Raw genomic sequence first — 19847 nt, 5'->3', positions numbered from 1 at the left:
CGATCAGGCTCCGGCGGAGGGCGGGACATCCGCACCTCCACACTCTGCATCCCCGCCACCCGATCTGCGGCTGCGGGCGGAACGCCCTCGCGTGGTGCGGCTGTCACGCACCGTGGTCTGGTCGCTGGGGGGTGTCGCCATGATCGCGGTGGCGTTTGCCCTGGGCTATGCGCTGGAAAGCAGCCGTCAGACTTCACCCTCGACCGTCAGCCAGGACACGGATGCCCGCCCGTCAGCGGATGGTCTGGCGGGGCTGCCGTCCGACTATGTCGGCAGGGACGTGCCGAAGCTGGGACCAGCGCTGCCCGGTGATCTGGGGCATACCATCCTGAAAGCACAGGAGCAGGGAAGCCGCCAGCGCTGGAGGACTGGACACCGACCATAAGTTGGCTTTCTGCTGAGGTGGGGAGCAGGTTGGTCGGGCGTAGGGCCTGATTAATCAGACTGACGGCTTCATTGATGACGGCGAGAAACTGCTGTCCCTCGAAGGTGACATGCACGCCGTTACGGCGTTCGAATAGGCGGAAACCGATAATAGTCTCGAGAGTAGAGATCCGATTACTAATGGAGGATTGTGAAATCCTCAATGTTTCACCAGCTTTTCGAAAATTACGATGTTCCGCCACAGCGAGGGCTTCAACCAGAGAGGTAAGGGATATCCGACCGCTGACGATCAGGCGAAAGAGCGTGTTCCGGTCGGTCTGCGCATCATTCTGCTGCGATCCCACAAGACGTGCCTCCTAACAGATTTCTCCAGTTTTTGCGAAAAAGTCTTGGGGAGTGGAATGCGTCTCACGCCTGTTGCCATGTATCCTCACGGATGTTGCACAGGACCGCCCCATGAGTTTGACATGGCTCGCCCCACGGAAATTGCAGTGAGGCTGCCCCTCGACTTTGGCATGGAAACGAGGGGCAAGATGCTGAATTTAATAGGGAAAAGATGCCGTAGTTCGGAGTGGGGAAATTTCACCAATTATATGTCAAGTTCCCGTAAACGCGTCGACCTTGGCCAAGATAACACTGATAAGTGCCGCACGCGGTCACATAATATTTGTTTGTAAGATTGGAAACAGCAAGCTGTGCTCGTAATCCTTTTAAAACCGACGTGGCCTCACCGAAATCATAATGTGCGCCTATGTCAAAAAGCACATATGATGGCACTTTGTAGGCTTCTACGTAGCCAGCATAAGTAGATCCCACATAACGAACGCCACCGTTGACCCCGAAGCCACGAGCAAAGTTATCTTTAAAAGTATAATCAACAAACATGTTAACCATGTTGCGCGGTAATTGCGGGACGAATTTATTTTCTTCGCTAACAGGTGAACCATAAGTCATAGTCACGGGATTGTATGGTTTAGCAGTTAGATTGTTTTTTCGAAATCTCACATCCTCGAAAGTATAGGATGCCACAAGCCTCAAATTCCGCGTAATATTTGCATTTGCTGAAAGTTCAAACCCTTGAGATCTTACCGTTCCTGCATCTGCGCTATAATTTGTATGAACCAAATCGGATATTAAATAATGATCTTCAATGATATGAAAGGCTGACGCCGTAAATAATATCTCCTTCCCCGGTATCTTATATTTTAGTCCAGCTTCCATTTGCTTTCCCGTCAATGGATTGAAAGGCTGCCCCTGCCAGTTGGTTCCTGTCTGTGGGATAAAAGACGTAGAATAGCTAAAATATGGCGTAAGACCAAAATTGAAATTATATATTATTCCCCCTCTCCAAGTGAACGCACTCTGAGGTTGCGGAGACGTATCTCTCTCCCTCAGGCGCGTTACTCCAAATTTATTTGTATAAGTACTCGAATGGGTAGAATAATTAACCCAGTCTTGTCGCCCACCAATAAGAATAGACAGATCTTTCCAACGCATCTGATCTTGAAAATAAACACCTTCTTGGAAATACCCGTAATGAGGTAATCCGAAAATAGTATGGCATTTCGTTGATGTGCGGCTGTAACAGGGTTCGTAGTTTGTCTGCGGATTATAGGGATTTATCAGCAAAACACCGCTACTATTCGGATAATCATAGTCATTCCCAAGAACGTAGTTGTAATTTCTAAAGTCAGATCCTACTACCCACGTGTGTTTGACGGGGCCGGTATCGACTTTTCCAAATATTCGTGTATCTAACGCTTCTTGCCTGCCATCAGACCATTGGTTCCAGGGCCCAATCCCAATCTGCGTCTGACTAAGCGCACCATCGAAAAACGTTCCTGCGGATGTTCGCTGAGATTCCTCCCAACGAAATGTCTGACTAAAATTTATGAACTTATTAAATTCGTGTTTAAATTGATATTCAAACATAGCATCTTTTTCACCATGTTTGTTCCAATTGGGTGTCGACAGAAACGTACTCCTTGAGATCCGCGGAAGGCCGTTTGATGTCACGACTGTACCCAATGCAGGATAGGCAGTGGTGTTTAATCCGTCACCAGGGGTGTACATATAAGAACCCAAAAGTGTAAGCGAGGTTTTGTTATCAATATCCCAAGTTATGGATGGAAGCACGCCAACACGGTGATAATCGACGTGATCCGTTTGCGTTCCTTGCGTGACGCCTATAGCGGCAATCCTATACCTCAGGTCACCTGATTTTGTAATTTTATCGCTGACATCAACCGTAGCCTCATAGCGTCCCCAATTGCCGAACCCAATTGAGACTTGATGGAGTGCCGTATCAGTCGGTTTTTTAAGACTCATCCCGATCATTCCACCGGGAGTGACTTGTCCGTACATCACGGATGCAGGCCCATTAACAACTTCTATTCTATCAAGAAAACTTGTCTCACCAGCAGCAAAAGATCGGCTCATTAATCCGTCAACAAATTCAGTGGTATCGAAACCACGCTGGGACATAGCATACCCCCCATTACTCATCGAAGCTCCGTTGCCATGAGTACCTCCACCTTCCGCATATACACCAGCAGTGTAACGTAACGCTTCTGCGACGTTCTGTGGCTGCTGATCTAATATTTGTTGCTTTGTAATTACATAGACCGAGTTCGGAATTTCGGTTAATGGCGTATCTGTTTTGGTCGCAGACATTGTTCTATCCGCGACATACCCAACTCCGGGTCCAGTGGGATCCTGATGCGCCAAGGTTCCTCCGACACGTACAGGACCTAGCGTGATGTTGGCGGCAGATTTCTGAATAACAACCGTGTTGCTATCCGCGTAACGATAGGAAAGGTTTGAACTCGATAGGAGCTTCTGAAGTGCTTCCTGCGGGTTCATCGAACCTGACACGTCGACAGATGTTTTTCCTGCCAACAGGGCAGGGTCATATGTCACCTGAACACCAGTCTGTTTGCCGTAAGTCGCCAGTGCCAGCCCGAGAGGCAGGGAAGGAATATTATAGGCACGGGCAGAGTTCTGTGCTGTCTGGCTGACGCTGGAAGACGCAGCGCAGGCAGGTTCGGCATCCATGCTGGCTAGCGCGAAAAGGAGTGCTGAAGGAACTGCCAGCATGACAGGCCGGTTGAGCCATGCATGGCGCAGGCCAGACTTTTTTGTGCGACCGACAAGGCGCGGTGCAATTTCAGGTTCCATATGTGTCGTCCCATCAAAAGTGAGAATGCATCGCATTTGAAATAGGGACGGGTTCGTATGGGCTTTTTATAGGGCAGCGTCTCAAATTATTTTCACAGATGCCAAACCTCAGAAGGTTAAGACGCTTTCGAGGCTGAGCATTTACTGTTCGTGGGATGTCGGGGCGTCAGTCGCAATGAGCATATGACCAGCGACCTCCCGAACCTGCCCGCCGGATGGAACAACTGCGGCTCTGAGGGCGGCAGGGATGTTGTGCAGGTCGTAGATGCCGCCGACCTGACGCGACCGAAGTTTGGCGCTCCAGTTAACGATAAAGCCAGGATAGTAGCGTTTAAGGGTATCGGTAACGTGCCCTACCGTATCGCTGTCAACGACGAGGGTGCCTGTTTGCCAGGATCCAACGGTGTCTGGAGAGACGGTTTTCCGGGTCACATGGCCGTCAGATCGATCAACGTTGATTTCATCTCCTGCGTCCAGAACGACTTCCTGCGTCTGTGTCGGGCTGGAAACGCCGACACGACCGTCCTGAACACCAACCCGTATTTCTGTCGGGTCGAGGCGGATATCAAAACGTGTACCGATATCGCGAGCCTGTATATCTCCGGCGGTCACCTGAAAGGGACGTGTTGCGTCATGTTTGACCTGAAAAAAAGCCTCACCTGCCAGTAGGGTGACGTCGCGCGTACCGGGGCGATAGTGGACTGCAATGGCCGAGCGCGCGCCCAGAGTGACGACGCTGCCGTCCGCAAGTGTTACGGTCTGATCCTTGCCTGTCGAGGTCTGGTAGTCGGCCTGCAACGCAATGCGAATGTCAGGGAGAAAGAACAGGCCTAGTCCGCATAACACCGTGGCCAGTGAAAAGGCTACCGCATGCCGTCCTGCCAAGGCGCTTAGGGATGACGAAGGTCTGAGTGGAACGAACCTCTCTGTGCTCTTCGGTTTATCCGGAAGGGACAGGAGAGCCGGTTCAACGGCCCCTGTAAGCCTCCAGACGCGCAAAGCTCTTGACCAGGCATCTGCATGGCAGGGCGACCGGGCATACCAGGCGGAGAACTCGTTTCGAAGATCACGATCGTCCGGCTCCTCGGTCAGACGAATGACCCAGAGATTGGCTTCGGCGGTGAGCGGGTCGTCTGAAGCGGGAGAGTTATCTGTCATACGGACCACACAGCGCTCCACGCTCAACGGACGGGCGGCATAAGAAAAGCCATCTTATGAGAGAGACGGAGCATGAGTGCATTTTTTAAGCGTGTCAGTTCAGTTTCTGGGTGCGGCGTTATCAAGAGCCGCCTGACAGGCTGCCATTGCGTCCGTAATCAGTTGTGCCGTTCGGCCAATAGAGAGGTCGAGAACAACCGCAATTTCACGTAATTTGTAATCGCCGAAACGCTTCATTTCAAACGCGAGGCGTGTGCGATCGGGAAGCGAAGCCAATACCTCTTCGATAATGACCAGTTCCTCGCGGCTACCGACGTACGTCTCAGGGGACCGGGGATCGCATAGCAGGTTGTGCACGGCGATGTCGGCTACATCAATTTCATTCCGAATGCGCCCGAACCGAAGGAAGTCAATTGCAAGGCGCCGGACAACCTGAAGCAGATAGGACACCGGCCGCTGGATCTCGGTGCCTTTCTTCTGGACCAGGGTGGCCTTGATGAAAGCATCCTGGACAATATCTTCAGCACGGGAACGGCACCCGATAATACCCGCTGCTACATCCACGAGGTGCAGGCGATGGCTGAGATAGACGTTCAGAATTTGCTCTGAGTCCTTCACCGCGCTGTGGTTCCTGTCATGGATAAGGGTTGAGTGCCGTGTCTGCCAGCCTGATCTGGTTGGATGTATTGCGACAGGTTCTTAACTGCAAGAGCTATTATGCTGTGTCTGGCCTGCGTGTCACAGTGCGGAACTTTTCTCGCCTCGAACGGGCGCGTTTGATAAAAAAATGTGGTTGATGGCTATAAAAATGGGCCTTTCATACGTCACTGAAGTAGGGCCTCTGTCGGCTCCAATCATCCATCTTTGTTGCCCCACGAATCGTGCTTTTAATGGGTGAGGGGTTGTCGGTTCGATCATGTCGAATGAAGCAGCGTGAGTTTTGGTGATGAGAATGGAAACAACGTTTCTGTTTTCTGATCGAAGCGCAGACTGTCACCGTGTTATATAAAAATATAACCTTTGGAGGGGGCCATGCACACAACCAATCTTCGTAAAGTCGGTGGCTCCGTCATGCTGGCTGTTCCGCCAGCGATCCTGGATGTGCTGCATCTCACAGCGGGGACAAAAGTCGGCATCTCTGTTGATAATGGTCGGCTTGTGATCGAGCCTGCGGCTCCGGTACGCTATCCGTTCAGGCCCGAGGAAAAGAAGAGGCTGTCATACTCATTCGCGTTCCATCATGACCTGTCTTGACCTGACGCGCTCTCTCCAGCAGTCAGGAGGTGGCCACCTCCTGACTGCTGCCTTTATCGCACATACAGCGACCCGGATTTCATAAGACAAGTCCTGAGCCTAAGCTGAACGACATCTTGGTCTATCTCTTCAAGACGCAGTTAGAGTACCCACAGGTTTACAATTTTGGCGGCCTTTTCCTTTTGGCGTTACGGGACGTTTTAGCACTCGGAAGAGTGTCCAGTAGCCCTGGCAGAGTTTTGGGTGTGCTGTCCGGTACCGCAGCGGGTCGTACGCTCCCGGCCGCACGCTTTCTTCGGCGAGCTCGTTGGGTGCAATTTGCAACGAACACCTTTGCAGCCTCAATTTCGGCTTCTGCAGACTTAAAGGTTTCGTCGGCGGCATAGTGACTGACCTTGAGTACAAGTTCGCCGTCCTTAGCCAGAACGATCCTCCAGTTTGCAGGCGTATCGGAAAGTGCCTCAAAAATCCTGCGTGCAACAGCTGGCGTGGGCCAGGTACAGACTGGCAGAATGGTTACCTCTGCCCCCTGAAAACACGTTGTTTCGGCACTGTTTTCCAGACATGGTTGGACGGCCTTTTCGATTTCAGGAGCCGCTGACTGAGCGCAATTTCCAAGACGCCCTAGAATTTCCGACAGTCTAGGCTGATCATCCGGATGTCCTTCTGCCGCCGCTCCAAGCTCACCTAATAAAGACGCGTAAGGCCCCTTGATGTCCACCGGCATGTGGGCAAGCCCTTCACGCATACCTGCCAACATCGCCGCAAAAGTGTATACAAGCGGCCCAGGAAGTTCACCATTGATCCTGTCGGAAAGAATATCTGCAGTACTTTCACGTTGAATGACAAGCATGAGAGCCCGGAGAGGGACGTCGCCGTCGTCGCTCAGGCTTCCGGATCTGCGCGTAAAATCGGAAGCAAGAATTCCTCTGACCAGCCGATCAAATGCTGCGAGCTTTCTAGGCTCTACATCAGTATTCCGAAGAACTAGAAGCGCGTCATCCAGAAGCCTAAGCGGATCGAGGCCTATTTGTCCGTGATAGCGTCGCATTAGTCCTGCCAGAGCTTGGGCCGGGTCGCGAGCATCGGGGTTTCGCGAGATTAATTCGAGAATGACGGCGGGCTTAAAACCGGGAACCATGGCTACAACTGGTATAGATCGTGCCGCAGGGTGAACGTCTGCGGCCTTTAGAACCGCCGCGACGAGGCCACAAATCTGATCGGCATACTTCCAGCCGGCGGTTTCGACTTGTGCAGATTTTGGACCGGCTAGGAATCTGGCATCACCCGGAAGCGAAAAAAGCGCAGGGCAAACCGCAACCGGAACCCCTTCCATCGATGCATTATCGAATGATTTGCTAGCAAACAGGTCAAGCTCGTCCTGATGCCTGAATACCATTGTATGGATCTTGGCGAGCGGAAGGACGTCGGTCTGAAATGATGCATCCGCTTGGGAGAGGGAAAGTGAGTCTTTTAGTTCCAAAAGGATAGGGAATTCACCGGGTTTTCCTGCTGTAATAATTACCCCTTCTGTCTCCCTCAGCCCATCGCTCAGCACGGGCCGCTGACTAATGTGGCGCATGCCCCGGCCCGGGCATGGTGCCACACGGTAGCTCTCGAGAATGGTGAATGCTTCCCGAAAATTTGTGGGCAGATAATAAGCGGTGGTCTCATTACTCATTCATAGATCCTGACCAACGGTGTCTGGGGCATCAAATCGAGAACGGCAGACCGATCGCCCTTACAACCTATCCAAACTAGGAACAGACAGTCTCGCCCTCTGGAAGTCATCACATAAAGCTTCATTCTCAGAAAGTCGCGCATCTCATCGCGTGCGGTCTCCTCTTGTAGGCCAACAATGAAGACGGCATCGAATTCGAGCCCTTTGCAACTACTGCTATTGAATATGGAAATTCCAGGTGTGTCGAATGATAACTCCTTGGCAGTGCGATGCCCCGCCTCCACTGATGAATAGGTCTGCACAGGAAGTGAGGTCGGCGCTGTCCTAGACAATTCTCGGAAATAGCTGGCTCGGTTGGCATCCCTGCCCAAGCATATGACTCCGATTTCATGTAGCGGATTATTTTCGGCATAACGCAGAATTCTGCCACTAGCCGAAGCAATATCGGGACATCGTCTTAGCTCAGGCAATATTCCCGTGCGCTCTGGAAGGGCTGGAATACCGGTAGCCATTCCTGCATAGAAATGCCGCGCAACCTGTGCGATTTGGAGGGTGTTGCGGAAGTTATTGGTCAGACGGTAATGCCGGTCATCGCTTATATGCAGCTTCGCCCGAATTTCTTCGATTGTACTGTTGCGCTCGGTAATCCGCTGATTCTCGTCCGCCAGGATCATAAGGGATGGCTTGCGGACATTTCCCAGAACGCCAAGGCTGATTACGTAGATGAGGTCAAAGAACTCGGGCGGGAAATCCTGCGCCTCATCAATGATCAATATGTCGAAATCGAGACTGGCCCATGAAAGATTTTGGGCATGCGCAAAGAGTGCTTTCGCATAGCAGTGCCAGTCGATATCAGGCGCTTGCCCTTCAGATATTGGCATCTGCGCCCTAGGGTTCCACCGATTAAACAGCTCAGGAACTGAGAAGAATCTGGCGCTTTCGACCTTCCAACAGCCTTTCTTGCGGCGGCCGGGATACCAGCTCTCAGGGTCCCACACGGCACCACAGCTTTTGGCATCGTCCTTTTCTGCGTAGGACGTAGCAAGATATATCCAATCATCGCCCAGAGATGGAGGAACAGCCAGTCCGTTCCATATTTGGGCGAACAAGCGATGCACTGTTGTGAAGCGGATATTTTCCCAATGCTTGCGGGCACTCTCTGGAATACGCGAAGACGTGTATGACTCCAGTACGCGATTGAACATCGCGACAACGGGGGTCTTTTGAGATTTGGCAACCTCCAGAGCTCTGAGCACTGCTAGGACGGTTTTACCGGTGCCGGGTGGACCTGTCACCAGCATTCTCCCGTCATGGGGAGCATAGAGGTAAATATCCTCTTGTTCCTCGTTTAGGTCGCGGGAATTGGGGAAACGCATCGCGCTTCTAGACCAAGTCGCCAAGAAGGCCTGGCAGCCCTCCCGTTCCAAGCAGAAGTGTACGGTCCAGCAGAGTATTCGCGGTCGTACAGGAGGTTTCTGGTACAAGGCAGCAGGCGTGACATGCCGCCTTATTGAAGCCACCCAGCCCTTGACCTGCGGTTTCGCTACATACGGGATCAGCCGAGCACCAAGTTGCTTTATCTAAGGCTAGCAGGATCGTGTCGGCAAGGCGCTTTGGTTGCCCTTGTCGCACTAAGCCGCCTAGCGATCCTTCTGAATCCCCATCAGCCGTATAGATCAGCAGCCCTGCCATTCCAGGTCCGGAGTAGATGCGTTCGCGAAGAGCCGACGAGGAATATCCTGATTCGAAGACAAGCTGGCGCATGAGCAGATGGGCAAGCGTGTGAATTGCGATCCGACGCGCATCAATGGCCGGGAGAAACCAGAAACTTTCGGCGCTGCGCACATTTTCCAACGCTCCGATACGTGCCACTTCTTCGGGGTATTGAGCCAGCCTTCTTTCCCAGTCGGCAACCCAGTCTTCATCAAAGCTGAGGAAAATGCCCTCACCAAAAACTTCGACAGCGGGGAGCCAAGCTCGGGTGCCCGCGAAGCTGCCTCCGGCCTCGGGGCTTACCTCCAGAGCGCTAGGTTCAATGCGCCTGAATCCGAGGAACGCCCGTACTTCCCTAAGTCGCTCGATTAGCAGCACTCGGTCAAAGGGTGATTTACCCCGAAAGCGCGGCAGATCACTCTCCTTGCAAACAAAATCCTCTCTTCTGCAATGAGCTGCTTGGTCAGACTTCAGAAAACTCCATTCTTCGGCGAGAACTTCAGCCTCGTTCCAAGTTACTTCGTTGGTCTTAGGATCTGTCGGTCCGTCGGCACCTCCAAGCAGGAGCTCCCGAATCTCGTCGTTGCTGACATTATGTTTTGTGGCGACATGTTCGATCATCTGTTCAATATGCGGAGGCAAGAAATTGCCTTGGCTGGCAACAGCGGCATACATGGTCTGCAAAAGACCAAACTCCCCTGTAGCTTTGATCGCTTTAAAATCAGTTTCATCCTGTAACTCGGCTTCGAGCGATAGCGCCGAGGCAGTAACAGGATAGTACAGGTTGGTTGCACCACGCTGAAGGACTTCAAGCTCTTCATTGCAGGATGCGTTCTGGTCCCACATCCAAGGATGATGTCCCGGACAGCGGGCGCCGATCCGTTTCATGGAATCTTGAGCTGTGATCGATCCCATGTGTCTGCTTTCGTTGCATCCTAAGCAATGAATCGACAGAGCCTCTAGCCCGCCCGTTCCACTGTTCTTAACTTCAAGCTTAAGCTGTGGCTGGGAGTAGCATGTATCCTTTTTATGGGAGATCCAACGGTTCCATGGCACGTCTGAAAGATGGCCGTTACGACAGGCCGCAACGAAGCGCATGGGAACCAGACTTCCTTCATGCCCACAGAACGGACACTTGGGCTTGCCATCGGGACTGCCGTGTTTCTTTTCGTCCCAGCGAAGTATAATTCTTCGACAGGCTGGCCGGTTGCAGAACAAGCTTCCAGGAAATCTTTTGAGCGGGACCGCCCCGCGCGATTCTCTGGTCGCAGCCGGAGGCGGACACAGACGTCGACGCAACCGCTGCTCCATGGGAGGATGGCTGATGTCTTGACTAGGCGCGCCCCACTGCGTTGTATCGCAGACCACAAAAGATTCATCGCCGATATCGACGATCGCTCCGACCCCTCCGGCGCCGATCAGCTGATTTGCCCTTAATTCGTATTTCATCGTGTTTTCCGCTCCGTCGCTTTGAGGCCGACAATTTTCGTCCGGACGCTGATATCAACGTGGCGCATTGACTGAAGAGTCTCGCGTGCCTCTGCGTGACCTTCTTCTCCATATCGTTTCAGCAAGGCCCGATAATTTCTCGCGTTTTGGGCTGTCGTGTATCTAAGGCCTGGAGAAGCCAAAGCGCCCCACCAGTCTTCTATCTCGCTGGCTGCCTGCGCGATTCCAATGCGTTCGCTTTGATCGGCTGCTCGCATACGCTCATAAAGACGATTGAGAAGTTGCCTGACCTGCGGATTTGAAGAAGTAAATGCAGATGCAGAGTCGTTTGATGATAGGTCTGTGGTCATCCGGATTGCGGAGATAATTGAGGCATGGAGGGCCCGTTTTCGGGCGGGAAGTGCGTAAGGCGTTACACTAGATGGTTCAACATGACGGTACATTGCCTCGTGGAATGGCCTGAACATCTCGTAATGCGACCGATCACGTGGCTTTGTCGGCATGTAGAGCGATAGTACGACGCCGGGCAACTGTCTGCTATCCCGCCCAACACGAGAGGTTGCCTGAATATACTCAGATGCCGTTTTGGGCTGGCCAAGGACGAGCATAAGTCCAAGCCGGCTGACATCGACGCCGACGCTTAGCATGTTCGTACAGCCTAGATAATCGACCACATTACCCATTGTCTTGGGCCGTCCAAGTGCCTCCAAGACCTGTGGAATTTCCTCTCCCTTTACATTTGCAGATAATTCTTCGACACGGTTGACGGCCCGGCGACCAGGTCCTGAGCGACCGTAGACTGCGGCAATCCGGGCGGGAATATCGTCTCGAGCGAGGGTGAGGCTGCGTCCAAGTTCGCGCCGGCTATTGTGATAGGCCACCAGTGTCCACCACCCGTCCTCGATCTCCGCTGACAGGCCCAGCCTGGGGATAATTGAAAGTAGCGCTGCCGAGACAAGGACATTACTGAAGGTTGGCGTATGGCCCTGAGCCATGGCGCCCACGTAAAGCCGCCCGGGTCCGCCGCCTTCGACGACTGTCGAATAGAAACTCTCGCCAGCGTCTAGACCCGCTGGCGGAAAGACTTCTACTTCACGCGCATAAAGAGCCTGCCCCTGTTCGCTGACCCGCCGCGTTGTAGCAGTGGAGGCAATAACTTTTGGTTTGGCCCCGGTCGCAGCGATCGTGACATCAATTGCCGCCTCGTAAAGACCAGCAATGGTCCCCAGAGGGCCCGAGATCAGATGCAATTCGTCCTGAATAATCAGCGAAGGAGCCGCGACACTCTTTTCCCGCTTCGTCCGGCGCCCAAAAAATCTGCCCGCTTCCTCTCGCCAAGCGATCATTGCAAATTTATCGAGTGTGCCTAGCAAGATCGATGGTGGCGAACTGTACAGGATTTCGTCCACGATCTGCACCGGTATATGACTGTGGAACGCGCATTCAGCGTCTGGACAGAAGAAGCGGAAGTCGTTCTGCGTGCTCACAATTCCGCAATTAAGCGCGCCCTGTTCCTCAAGCTGATGAGGAACAATGCGTGTTCCGCAGCATGGGCAACGCAAAAGCGTAAAGGGGTTGGATACCGCGCCCACTTGCTGGCACAGCTCTTTATTATAAATGGCATGAGCGTTCGCTGCGCTGCCGGGCGTTACATTATTGCCCACCCAGAGTCCGAGGCTGAAAGGCTCGCCTCCAAGCCTGTTTACATCCTTCCGGCGCAGCATTTCCAACGCACATATGAGATGACCGGCACGCTGGAATTGCTGCTGTGTAAGAAGCCGCAACGTGTACCGCATCAGAACGGTAGTGCCGAGACCTGCTTCCCCTTCGCAGAGGCGGCGTCTCAGCATCTCGAACGCCGCCACTGCAAGGTAAGCTTCAGTCTTGCCACCACCGGTGGGGAACCAGATGAGATCTACGATGTCTCTCTCGGAATCATTGGGTGCCCAAAGTCCTTTTAGGGACAAAAGCTGAAATGCGAGCTGAAAAGGCCGCCAGCGAAGACCGGAAAAGTCCGTGGAATCGGGATCCACAGGAGATATAGTGGCTTTGTCCCCCTTTTCAGCCGCTGCAACTCGGCTTGCATAAACCATCTGCACAAGCATCGCGCGATTGGCCAGGCGGAAACAGTTAAGCGCTTCAGGATTGTTTCTGAGCAAGGTAACGCCACGCCGCATTCTCCCCAATGCCGTGTCGATCCGTTCAAGGATGCGTATGCGCGTTACATCTGAGGAAGCCGGCGTCTTCAGATTATTGAGAGAGTAGCGCCAGCGGGCATATTCATCGACAAAGCTAGCCAGCGACTCAAGCAGGTGACCATCCGGGGTCTGGTCAGATTGAACATATTGCAGGGAAAGACATTGCCGGGAAAGTTCGTGCAGGCCTTCAATATCCGCTGTCACTGGAGGCACTTCAACCGCGGGCAGAAATTCCGCCCGGATCGTCGCCCCTCCTTGGGTATGAAAATTCCAGTCGGCGGCACAGCCATGCCCGACCGCGATCGGCGGCCGGTTACGGTACTGGAGAACAAGTTCATCATCCTCTGGGTCGTTGAACAGCCTATCCGGTGTCGGCCAAGCACTGACCGGAATCGGGACACTGGCCTCAAGCCGAATTTGAAAAAGGCATTGTTCGGGAGTAAAGCGCTCGCCTTCGCTGACAGTTGCTTCATTTACCAGACTGATTGTGACAATCCGGGAACCTGCGGGGCCCGGCCGAAGCACGCAGTAGAGACTGGCGCGGCCGTTAAGAACGGTATCGCGAAACGGTTCCGTTCCGTCCAGATTTACCCGAACGGTCTCTGTGCCATCAGGAGTCAGCGGTCTGCGTTGCCAGATCCTTTTTTTCGGTTGCTGCGGATCAGCTTCCTGAGTGTAACCGAAAGCAGATGCGCAAACATCGAGTGTGATATGTCCCTGCTGCGCGACGGCAAATGAGAAGCCGACAGACGCTGGGAGGCGCTGGAACATGAGGTCAGTGGGGGAATCGATGCCAGATTCGTCATCCGTGTCGGCTCCATTATCAGTTTCGGCCGAGCTGACTTCTTCATGAACGACCTGTCCGGCCACCGCATTGCGCGGAAATAGCATCCCCATGAGATACCGCTTGTCCGGCCGTTCACGCAGGCTCTCATCTTCCCCGCCACAGGGGCCTACCAGTTCCGCGCGGAGCAGATCGATCATTTCCGAACGGACCGTAAATTTCTCAGCGTTAGTAAGTCGGGGCGAACTGTTGCGAACGGTTTCTCTCACTTTGTCGCACCCGTCATGACTGCGGCGCGGGAATAGAAGTTGTAGAGCCAAGTCCGTCCAGCCGGCCCAAGCGATATAGCTAAGCCAGCGTTCGCGCGGGTCATGCCGACATAAAGATAGCTTTCACTGTGTTCGAGCCTAGTAAATGCTTCTGTGGCGACAATAATTGTCCACGCGCGTTCAAGCCCGCGGAAGGTCATAGGATCGGTGATGATGAGCCGCTGTTGCATCGCTTCGATATCCTGTATGCCGCAAACAATGATTGCTTCACTGTCGGGTAGCCACCTTAGACATCTTCTTATTTCCGGTAGGTCTTGTGGTGCTCCGAGCATCACGATGTCCTTAGGATCCACACCGCTTTCGATCTTGCCTCTGATGTAGTCAGCTGCCCAGTCAAGCGCATCCCTGTCACTGGTTTTGACTTCGACCCGTGGTTTTACGCCGCGTCCGTCGATCTCCGAGATGCCAATGTCTGCGCCGAGCGCTTCCTGAACGAGTTTCACAATTTCGCGTGTTGATCTCACATTGTGAGGCGGGGTCCAGCATGTTGCTAGATCTTGCAGACGGCGTCGGCTGTCGGGATCCACTTTATTACACATCGACTGGTTGTCAGGGTCCATAAACCAGCGCCAGCGCCCCTGTTCCAGACCGCCTTTCAGAACGCGGCCCACTCCGGCTAAGCCCTGCTGCGTCACCAGTTCCTGTCCTTCATCTACAATGAGTACGTCAAAAGCGTCCGACGGAAGTTTTTGTAGCTGATCGGCGGATACCACCGTCACGCCAGGGAGCCCTTTCGCAAGATAGGCCGCCAGTAGTGGCGCGCCGATAACAAAGCAGACATTGCTATCATTGCCTAGCGCGCTTCTGGCAGCAGCATTGGCAAGAACGGTTTTACCAGTGCCTGCCCCTCCTTCGACCAGTAAGCGGGGGTTTCGATCCATTCCTTCCAGAATCTGACATTGACGCTTACTGAGGCGGACCACATCTGACCAGACTGCTTCTGCACATTTCGCCGGTGCAGGAGAGTATTGAAACTCGGGAAGCAGCGACTGCAGGTAATCCTGTGTGTCGATTGGATAGATTGTGCGCCCCGATTGCTCGGACCGCTTCCTCCAGTATGCAAAAGCGCGATCGATCGAGGCTGCGAAGGTAGTAGCCTCCTCACACCCCGCACGAGCAATAATGGTCTCAACAGGTATCTCAGGATGATCTGTGGTCCAGTCAGTGAAGGGGAGAACTACAGCCCATCCGAAGACCGAAGGCATATGACGCACACCGCAACGACGCAGCATGTTTCGTACTGCTTGGACGGCGCTTTCCGCCTGTTGGTGTGGCCCTTCCGACTTCGTCCTGCCTTGACTTCGGCCATTTGTGAAGTGCCACTCCCCTTCGTGGTGGCGCACAACCCCCCCCTTCACCTCAATAACAAGGACGCCGCGTTGGTCGACTAGGACAAAATCAGCTTCAGAATAGCGCTTATACTCATGCTCAGGGAGATTGAGCGAATGGATCGCAAAAGCACCATCGGAGGCGGGCATTTTTTCCAGAAGCGATCGCGCACGCCGCTCTCCGTCTGATGTGTCATCACGAAAGATTACGCTAGGAAATAACTTCATTCAGGCCACCATTAGTTGAAGGCATATGCGGCCCTCTCAGGATATTAGCATCATGTAAAATACTTATAAAAATTTAATAAAGACAAGCCTTTGATTGCGAAATCCGGAAATCATACCCGTAGCGCCCCATCATGCTGGCAATGCCGTGCAAGAGAAGAAGTTTCTTGCGCCTCAGCAATGGTCCAATCTTGCCGCATCAAGCTTGAACCCGCCAAACCAACAGTCGCGAATTTTTCCGGAATTATTATTCAGTAAAGGAGGACGGTTTCATTCTTCTGATAAAGCTGGGTCAGACCGGCATGAGCGACCCGGAATTGACTGCGCCGCTTGATGTCCGGCTTTGCTGACGAAGCCTTTTCGATTTTAACAGCCGGATCATAATACACCGCCCCCGTCGAAAAAGCCTTGAGGAACAGCAGAAAATCGGTCTGCTCGCAAAGAAGAACCTGTGCCCCGTAGCTATATTCCGGAGGCGGTGTTCGGGATAAGGAGGGCACGTAGGCCGCCTGCGCATGCTTCCGGTTCCAGTGTGCCATCAGGCTCTTGAAAGTCCACGACGCAGCAACAGCGTCGGTCGCACTGACCAAAGCCATGCCGCCCTCGATATCGGATATCCTGCCAGTCGCAGCATCATATCCCGTCAGGGTCATGCGCAACCCGGTTAGATGGTGGTGACCGCGAGTACAGTCATAGCGGCCGCCAAAATTGAAGCGATCTTCTTTGCCGCTCTGATCCGCGTAGCCGAAACGCTTCAGAAATTCTGCCACGCCCTCGCTTTTGTAGATACCGCCTGTCGGTTCCGGCGTCATAAGGGTTACCGGCGATTTCGGCCTGAACGCTGTGAAATTATTCACGCCATATTGCTTCACTTCCCAGCCCATAAAGTCCGGCTCTGCGTAGCCATTGGGAGTAATGCCAAGCTCGGCTTCAAGAGTATAGCCGCCCCCATTGCGGGCTGCATAGGGCGCCTTCGTACCGTCTTTCGCCAGCTTTTGGGACATGATCCAGTTCAGCTGATAAATGCGGCGCAGTTCATCAAGGAGGATAGTTTTCGGATCGGTAGGTAGATCCAGGCTGAGCGGCAATTCGGTGAAGACGCCTAGCATCGGCCAGTTGCCTGCCGTCAGTTCCTTTGTGATCGGGTCATCGGCATCCGTGACATAGCCCAGGACGACGCCGTCTCGTGTCACGCCGAAGAACATAATCCGTCCTTCATCGCGAACGGTGAGGAGCTTTGAAGGTGCCCCCTTGCAGCCCTTTAGAAAGCCGGACATCCTTACTTCGGGATATTTGGGATAGAGGATCAGGTTTGCGTCAGGTGCGCGGTGCCTGCCTTCTTCATTGATCCAGTAAAATTCGACATCGGCCTTGGCGCGGTCGCGCACGCTGCCGGCCTTTTCAGAAGCGTCTGTGTAGACTTCGCCATGCGGAATGACATTCAGTGCTGCAAAGCCACCACCCAGATATACTTGGTTCTTCGAGTTATCATTGGGCGACAAATGTTTTGCATAAATACGATGAGCGCCATAGTAGCGCATCAGATCTAAAAATTGCTTCAGTGATGCGACCAATTATCTGCCCCTAACAGTCATAGTCTTCTCAGCCGATCTTATCCAGGCGACCAGGTGCTGCATAGCCTCGGAAAAGTCGGGCCGGGTGCGGCCTTTTAGGGCACATTCCCAAACCGTGGCGACCCGCCAGCCAGAGGCCAGCAGGGCCCGGCTTGCGCGGCTATCATTTTCCATATTCCGCTCGATCTTTGTCCGCCAGAAACCCTTCCGCGTGGACGGCCAACGCCGCTTAACAGATAACCAATGGTCCGGAACTAAACCGTGACACGTCCAGTATGCAGAACGCGGCGGGCATGCCGACATCCTGCCAACATATCTGTTGGATGCTTGGAACCGTGTTGCTGCATTTGGAACATATAAGGAACAGGGGTTGCTTTCTGGGACAGATTCTGCCATCAGGGCAGAGATAAACCTCGTGCGATCCTGATCTGAAAGAATGCCCATGCCATCCCGGACCGATTTCAGCCTGCTGCGCGATCGGGCAGGCCTTACTCTGCATCAGGCGGCTGAAGAGCTGGGGCTGGGAGAACGGACGGTGTACCGTTATGAGAATACCCCCGGCACGGCGAGCCGGACGTCTCTCAATTTCCTGCGTCGCATTGCCGATGAACGCCTCCGGGCAAAAGAAAAAGACAGGGTTGATTTCCGTTTTATCGATCTGTTTGCCGGTATAGGCGGCCTGCGGATCGGTTTTGAGGAAATCGGCGGTCGATGTGTCTTTACATCCGAATGGGACAGATTTTCACGGCAGACCTATGCTCTGAACTATCCGGACAACCATGAGATCAGCGGGGATATCCGTCCGTTCGCAGAAGATCCCTCCCTGATTCCGGAACATGATGTTCTGCTGGCAGGTTTCCCATGTCAGCCGTTTTCGATTGCCGGGGTTTCCAAGAAGAATTCTTTAGGTCGGCCTCATGGCTTCCTGTGTGACACGCAGGGAACCCTGTTTTTCGATACAGCCAGAATCATCGCCCATCACCGGCCGGCAGCCTTCCTTCTGGAAAATGTCAAAAACTTGGAACGGCACGATAAGGGGCGTACTTTTGCTACGATCATGCACGTTCTCGAGGAAGAACTCGGTTATCATGTGCAGACCCGCGTGATCAGTGCCGCATCATGGGTGCCACAGAAACGCGAGCGTATTTTTATTGTCGGATTCAGGGAAAAAACAGAGTTTGATCTGAAATCACTGGTTGTACCACCGGTAGAAAAAGGCCCGAGACTGGACTCAATCCTTCTGCCGCATGCAGAGGTGGAACCAAAATATACCCTTACGGAACATCTGTGGAATTATCTTCAGAATTACAAGGCCAAACATGCTGCTGCGGGTAACGGTTTCGGCTTCGGACTGTGCGGACCGGATGATGTGGCACGGACACTCTCCGCCCGTTATTTCAAGGACGGGTCCGAAATTCTGATCCGCCAGGAGGGCAAACGGCCGCGCCGTCTCACACCGCTGGAGTGCGCGCGTCTTATGGGTTTCGATCGTGGCGACAGACGGTTCCGCATTGGCGTTTCGGATACGCAGGCCTATCGCCAGTTCGGAAATGCGGTTGTGGTGCCGGTCATCGAGTTCCTGGCCAATGCCATGAAGCCCCACATACGCTCGGCCCTGGCACGGGAGCGCAGGGATAGCAGAGATGGGACTTCAGGCATGAGACCTGCTCATGATCAGAGCATGGCTGTTGCCTGATATCGTTTCACCGGAACAGCGCAGCCGGATGATGTCCGGCATCCGGGGGAAAGACACAAAACCCGAGATGATGCTGCGGCGGGGGCTGCATGCTCTTGGTTTCAGGTTCAGGCTGCATGACAGGAAACTGCCCGGAACCCCTGATCTGGTTTTCCCGAAATACCATGCTGTCATTCTGGTGCATGGCTGCTTCTGGCATGGACATGACTGTCATCTTTTCCGTCTTCCCGGCAGCCGGACAGAATTCTGGCGGACGAAGATTGAGCGGAACAGGGCTGTTGACGCGCGTACGCAGCTTGTTCTGCGTGATGCTGGCTGGCGCGTGGGAACCGTATGGGAATGCGCGATGCGGGGGAAAGGACGTCTTTCAATGGAAGAAATCCTTGATACCTGTGCATCATGGCTGAAGTCGGATGCATCTGAACTTGAAATCAGAGGACAGTAACTGGTGAGACGGGGATAGCTTTCGGATCAGTTTGAGGGGGGCGTGGCAAAAAGACTGACCGAGGTTGAAACCCGTCCGGAAAGATCCAATCAGCACGAACTGAATGGCTCTATCCGTCAGATGCTTGTCTCACTAGGGTCGCGATCAATCAGTCGCACCTCCCGATTGACCCGCCTCAGCGTGGTCCAATTCAGTCCGAATCTCTCTCTTCACGGCGCTCGCTAGTTATGATCAGCAGGCGACCGACCGGGCTCAACGGTTGCAGATGGGGCGTTTTTCAATCAACTGTCGTTTTCTCAATGGGAGGCTATAGTTGGGTGAAAATTAACCATGAGCCTTTCATGGCTTGCCTTATTAGGCATTTGATATTGTACAATTATATTGCTGTTTGAAGTGAATGTGGGCATCGGTGCTTGCGTGCCCCCGCAACCAGTGAATCCTGCATCAAGAAC

General features: G+C 53.4%; 13 protein-coding genes and 2 pseudogenes. 4 read left to right on the top strand and 11 right to left on the bottom strand.

Annotated elements, in window-relative coordinates; translation table 11 throughout:
* Positions 1-3: 3 nt before the first annotated feature.
* Positions 4-141: a hypothetical protein gene (locus tag Abci_RS14420; RefSeq protein WP_158319806.1), complete on the bottom strand. Its 138-nt coding sequence runs from the start codon at positions 139-141 to the stop codon at positions 4-6.
* Here Abci_RS14420 and Abci_RS14255 point away from each other — a divergent pair.
* Positions 95-349: pseudogene (locus Abci_RS14255) on the top strand (TrbI/VirB10 family protein); the annotation flags it as partial. The gene Abci_RS14420 and the pseudogene Abci_RS14255 overlap by 47 nt on opposite strands.
* Positions 350-488: 139 nt before the next feature.
* Here Abci_RS14255 and Abci_RS14250 read toward each other — a convergent pair.
* From Abci_RS14250 to Abci_RS13705, 4 genes and pseudogenes are all read right to left on the bottom strand, one after another.
* Positions 489-626, bottom strand: a pseudogene (locus tag Abci_RS14250) (LysR family transcriptional regulator); the annotation flags it as partial.
* Between the two features lie 340 nt (positions 627-966).
* On the bottom strand, positions 967-3561 hold the full coding sequence (locus Abci_RS13715; RefSeq protein WP_244877702.1) for a TonB-dependent siderophore receptor: 2595 nt from the start codon (positions 3559-3561) through the stop codon (positions 967-969).
* Positions 3562-3702: 141 nt separating this feature from the next.
* Positions 3703-4719 (bottom strand): FecR family protein, encoded by a 1017-nt coding sequence (locus Abci_RS13710; RefSeq protein WP_048839734.1) that lies wholly within the window; start codon positions 4717-4719, stop codon positions 3703-3705.
* A gap of 99 nt (positions 4720-4818) precedes the next feature.
* On the bottom strand, positions 4819-5337 hold the full coding sequence (locus Abci_RS13705) for a sigma-70 family RNA polymerase sigma factor (protein ID WP_158319805.1): 519 nt from the start codon (positions 5335-5337) through the stop codon (positions 4819-4821).
* 414 nt (positions 5338-5751) lie between these two features.
* On the opposite strand from Abci_RS13705, the gene Abci_RS14325 reads away from it, so the two are divergent.
* Entirely contained in the window at positions 5752-5973 is a 222-nt protein-coding gene (locus Abci_RS14325) for an AbrB/MazE/SpoVT family DNA-binding domain-containing protein (protein ID WP_280513028.1), read from the top strand.
* A 157-nt stretch (positions 5974-6130) separates the two neighbouring features.
* Here Abci_RS14325 and Abci_RS13695 read toward each other — a convergent pair whose 3' ends face one another.
* The 6 genes from Abci_RS13695 to Abci_RS13670 all read right to left on the bottom strand — a co-directional run bounded on the left by Abci_RS13695 (position 6131) and on the right by Abci_RS13670 (position 17254).
* Complete coding sequence (locus Abci_RS13695; RefSeq protein WP_048839732.1) at positions 6131-7654, bottom strand: hypothetical protein; 1524 nt, start codon at positions 7652-7654, stop codon at positions 6131-6133.
* On the bottom strand, positions 7651-9030 hold the full coding sequence (locus tag Abci_RS13690) for an AAA family ATPase (protein ID WP_048839731.1): 1380 nt from the start codon (positions 9028-9030) through the stop codon (positions 7651-7653). The genes Abci_RS13695 and Abci_RS13690 overlap by 4 nt, the downstream gene beginning before the upstream one ends.
* A gap of 7 nt (positions 9031-9037) precedes the next feature.
* The gene (drmB, locus tag Abci_RS13685; RefSeq protein WP_048839730.1) at positions 9038-10816 is read right to left on the bottom strand and encodes a DUF1998 domain-containing protein; all 1779 of its coding nucleotides are present in this window, start codon (positions 10814-10816) and stop codon (positions 9038-9040) included.
* Positions 10813-13998 carry a hypothetical protein gene (locus Abci_RS13680; RefSeq protein ID WP_048839729.1) on the bottom strand — a complete coding sequence of 1062 codons (3186 nt, stop codon included), beginning with the start codon at positions 13996-13998 and terminating at the stop codon, positions 10813-10815. The genes drmB and Abci_RS13680 overlap by 4 nt, the downstream gene beginning before the upstream one ends.
* Positions 13999-14063: 65 nt before the next feature.
* Positions 14064-15683, bottom strand: a complete 1620-nt coding sequence (locus Abci_RS13675) for a nuclease-related domain-containing DEAD/DEAH box helicase (protein WP_048839728.1) — start codon at positions 15681-15683, stop codon at positions 14064-14066.
* A gap of 248 nt (positions 15684-15931) precedes the next feature.
* Complete coding sequence (locus tag Abci_RS13670; RefSeq protein WP_048839727.1) at positions 15932-17254, bottom strand: MvaI/BcnI family restriction endonuclease; 1323 nt, start codon at positions 17252-17254, stop codon at positions 15932-15934.
* A 442-nt stretch (positions 17255-17696) separates the two neighbouring features.
* Here Abci_RS13670 and dcm point away from each other — a divergent pair, with 442 nt between their 5' ends.
* Together dcm and Abci_RS13660 are read left to right on the top strand one after the other, a co-directional pair.
* Positions 17697-18950, top strand: a complete 1254-nt coding sequence (dcm, locus tag Abci_RS13665) for a DNA (cytosine-5-)-methyltransferase (RefSeq protein WP_244877701.1) — start codon at positions 17697-17699, stop codon at positions 18948-18950.
* Positions 18925-19395: a very short patch repair endonuclease gene (locus tag Abci_RS13660; protein ID WP_146807014.1), complete on the top strand. Its 471-nt coding sequence runs from the start codon at positions 18925-18927 to the stop codon at positions 19393-19395. Before dcm ends, Abci_RS13660 begins: the two co-directional genes overlap by 26 nt.
* Positions 19396-19847 lie beyond the last annotated feature (452 nt).

The organism is Acetobacter cibinongensis (assembly GCF_000963925.1).
Taxonomy (GTDB): domain Bacteria; phylum Pseudomonadota; class Alphaproteobacteria; order Acetobacterales; family Acetobacteraceae; genus Acetobacter; species Acetobacter cibinongensis.
The sequence above is the reverse complement of the archived record's forward strand: the minus strand, read 5'-3'. Positions and strand labels throughout refer to the sequence as shown.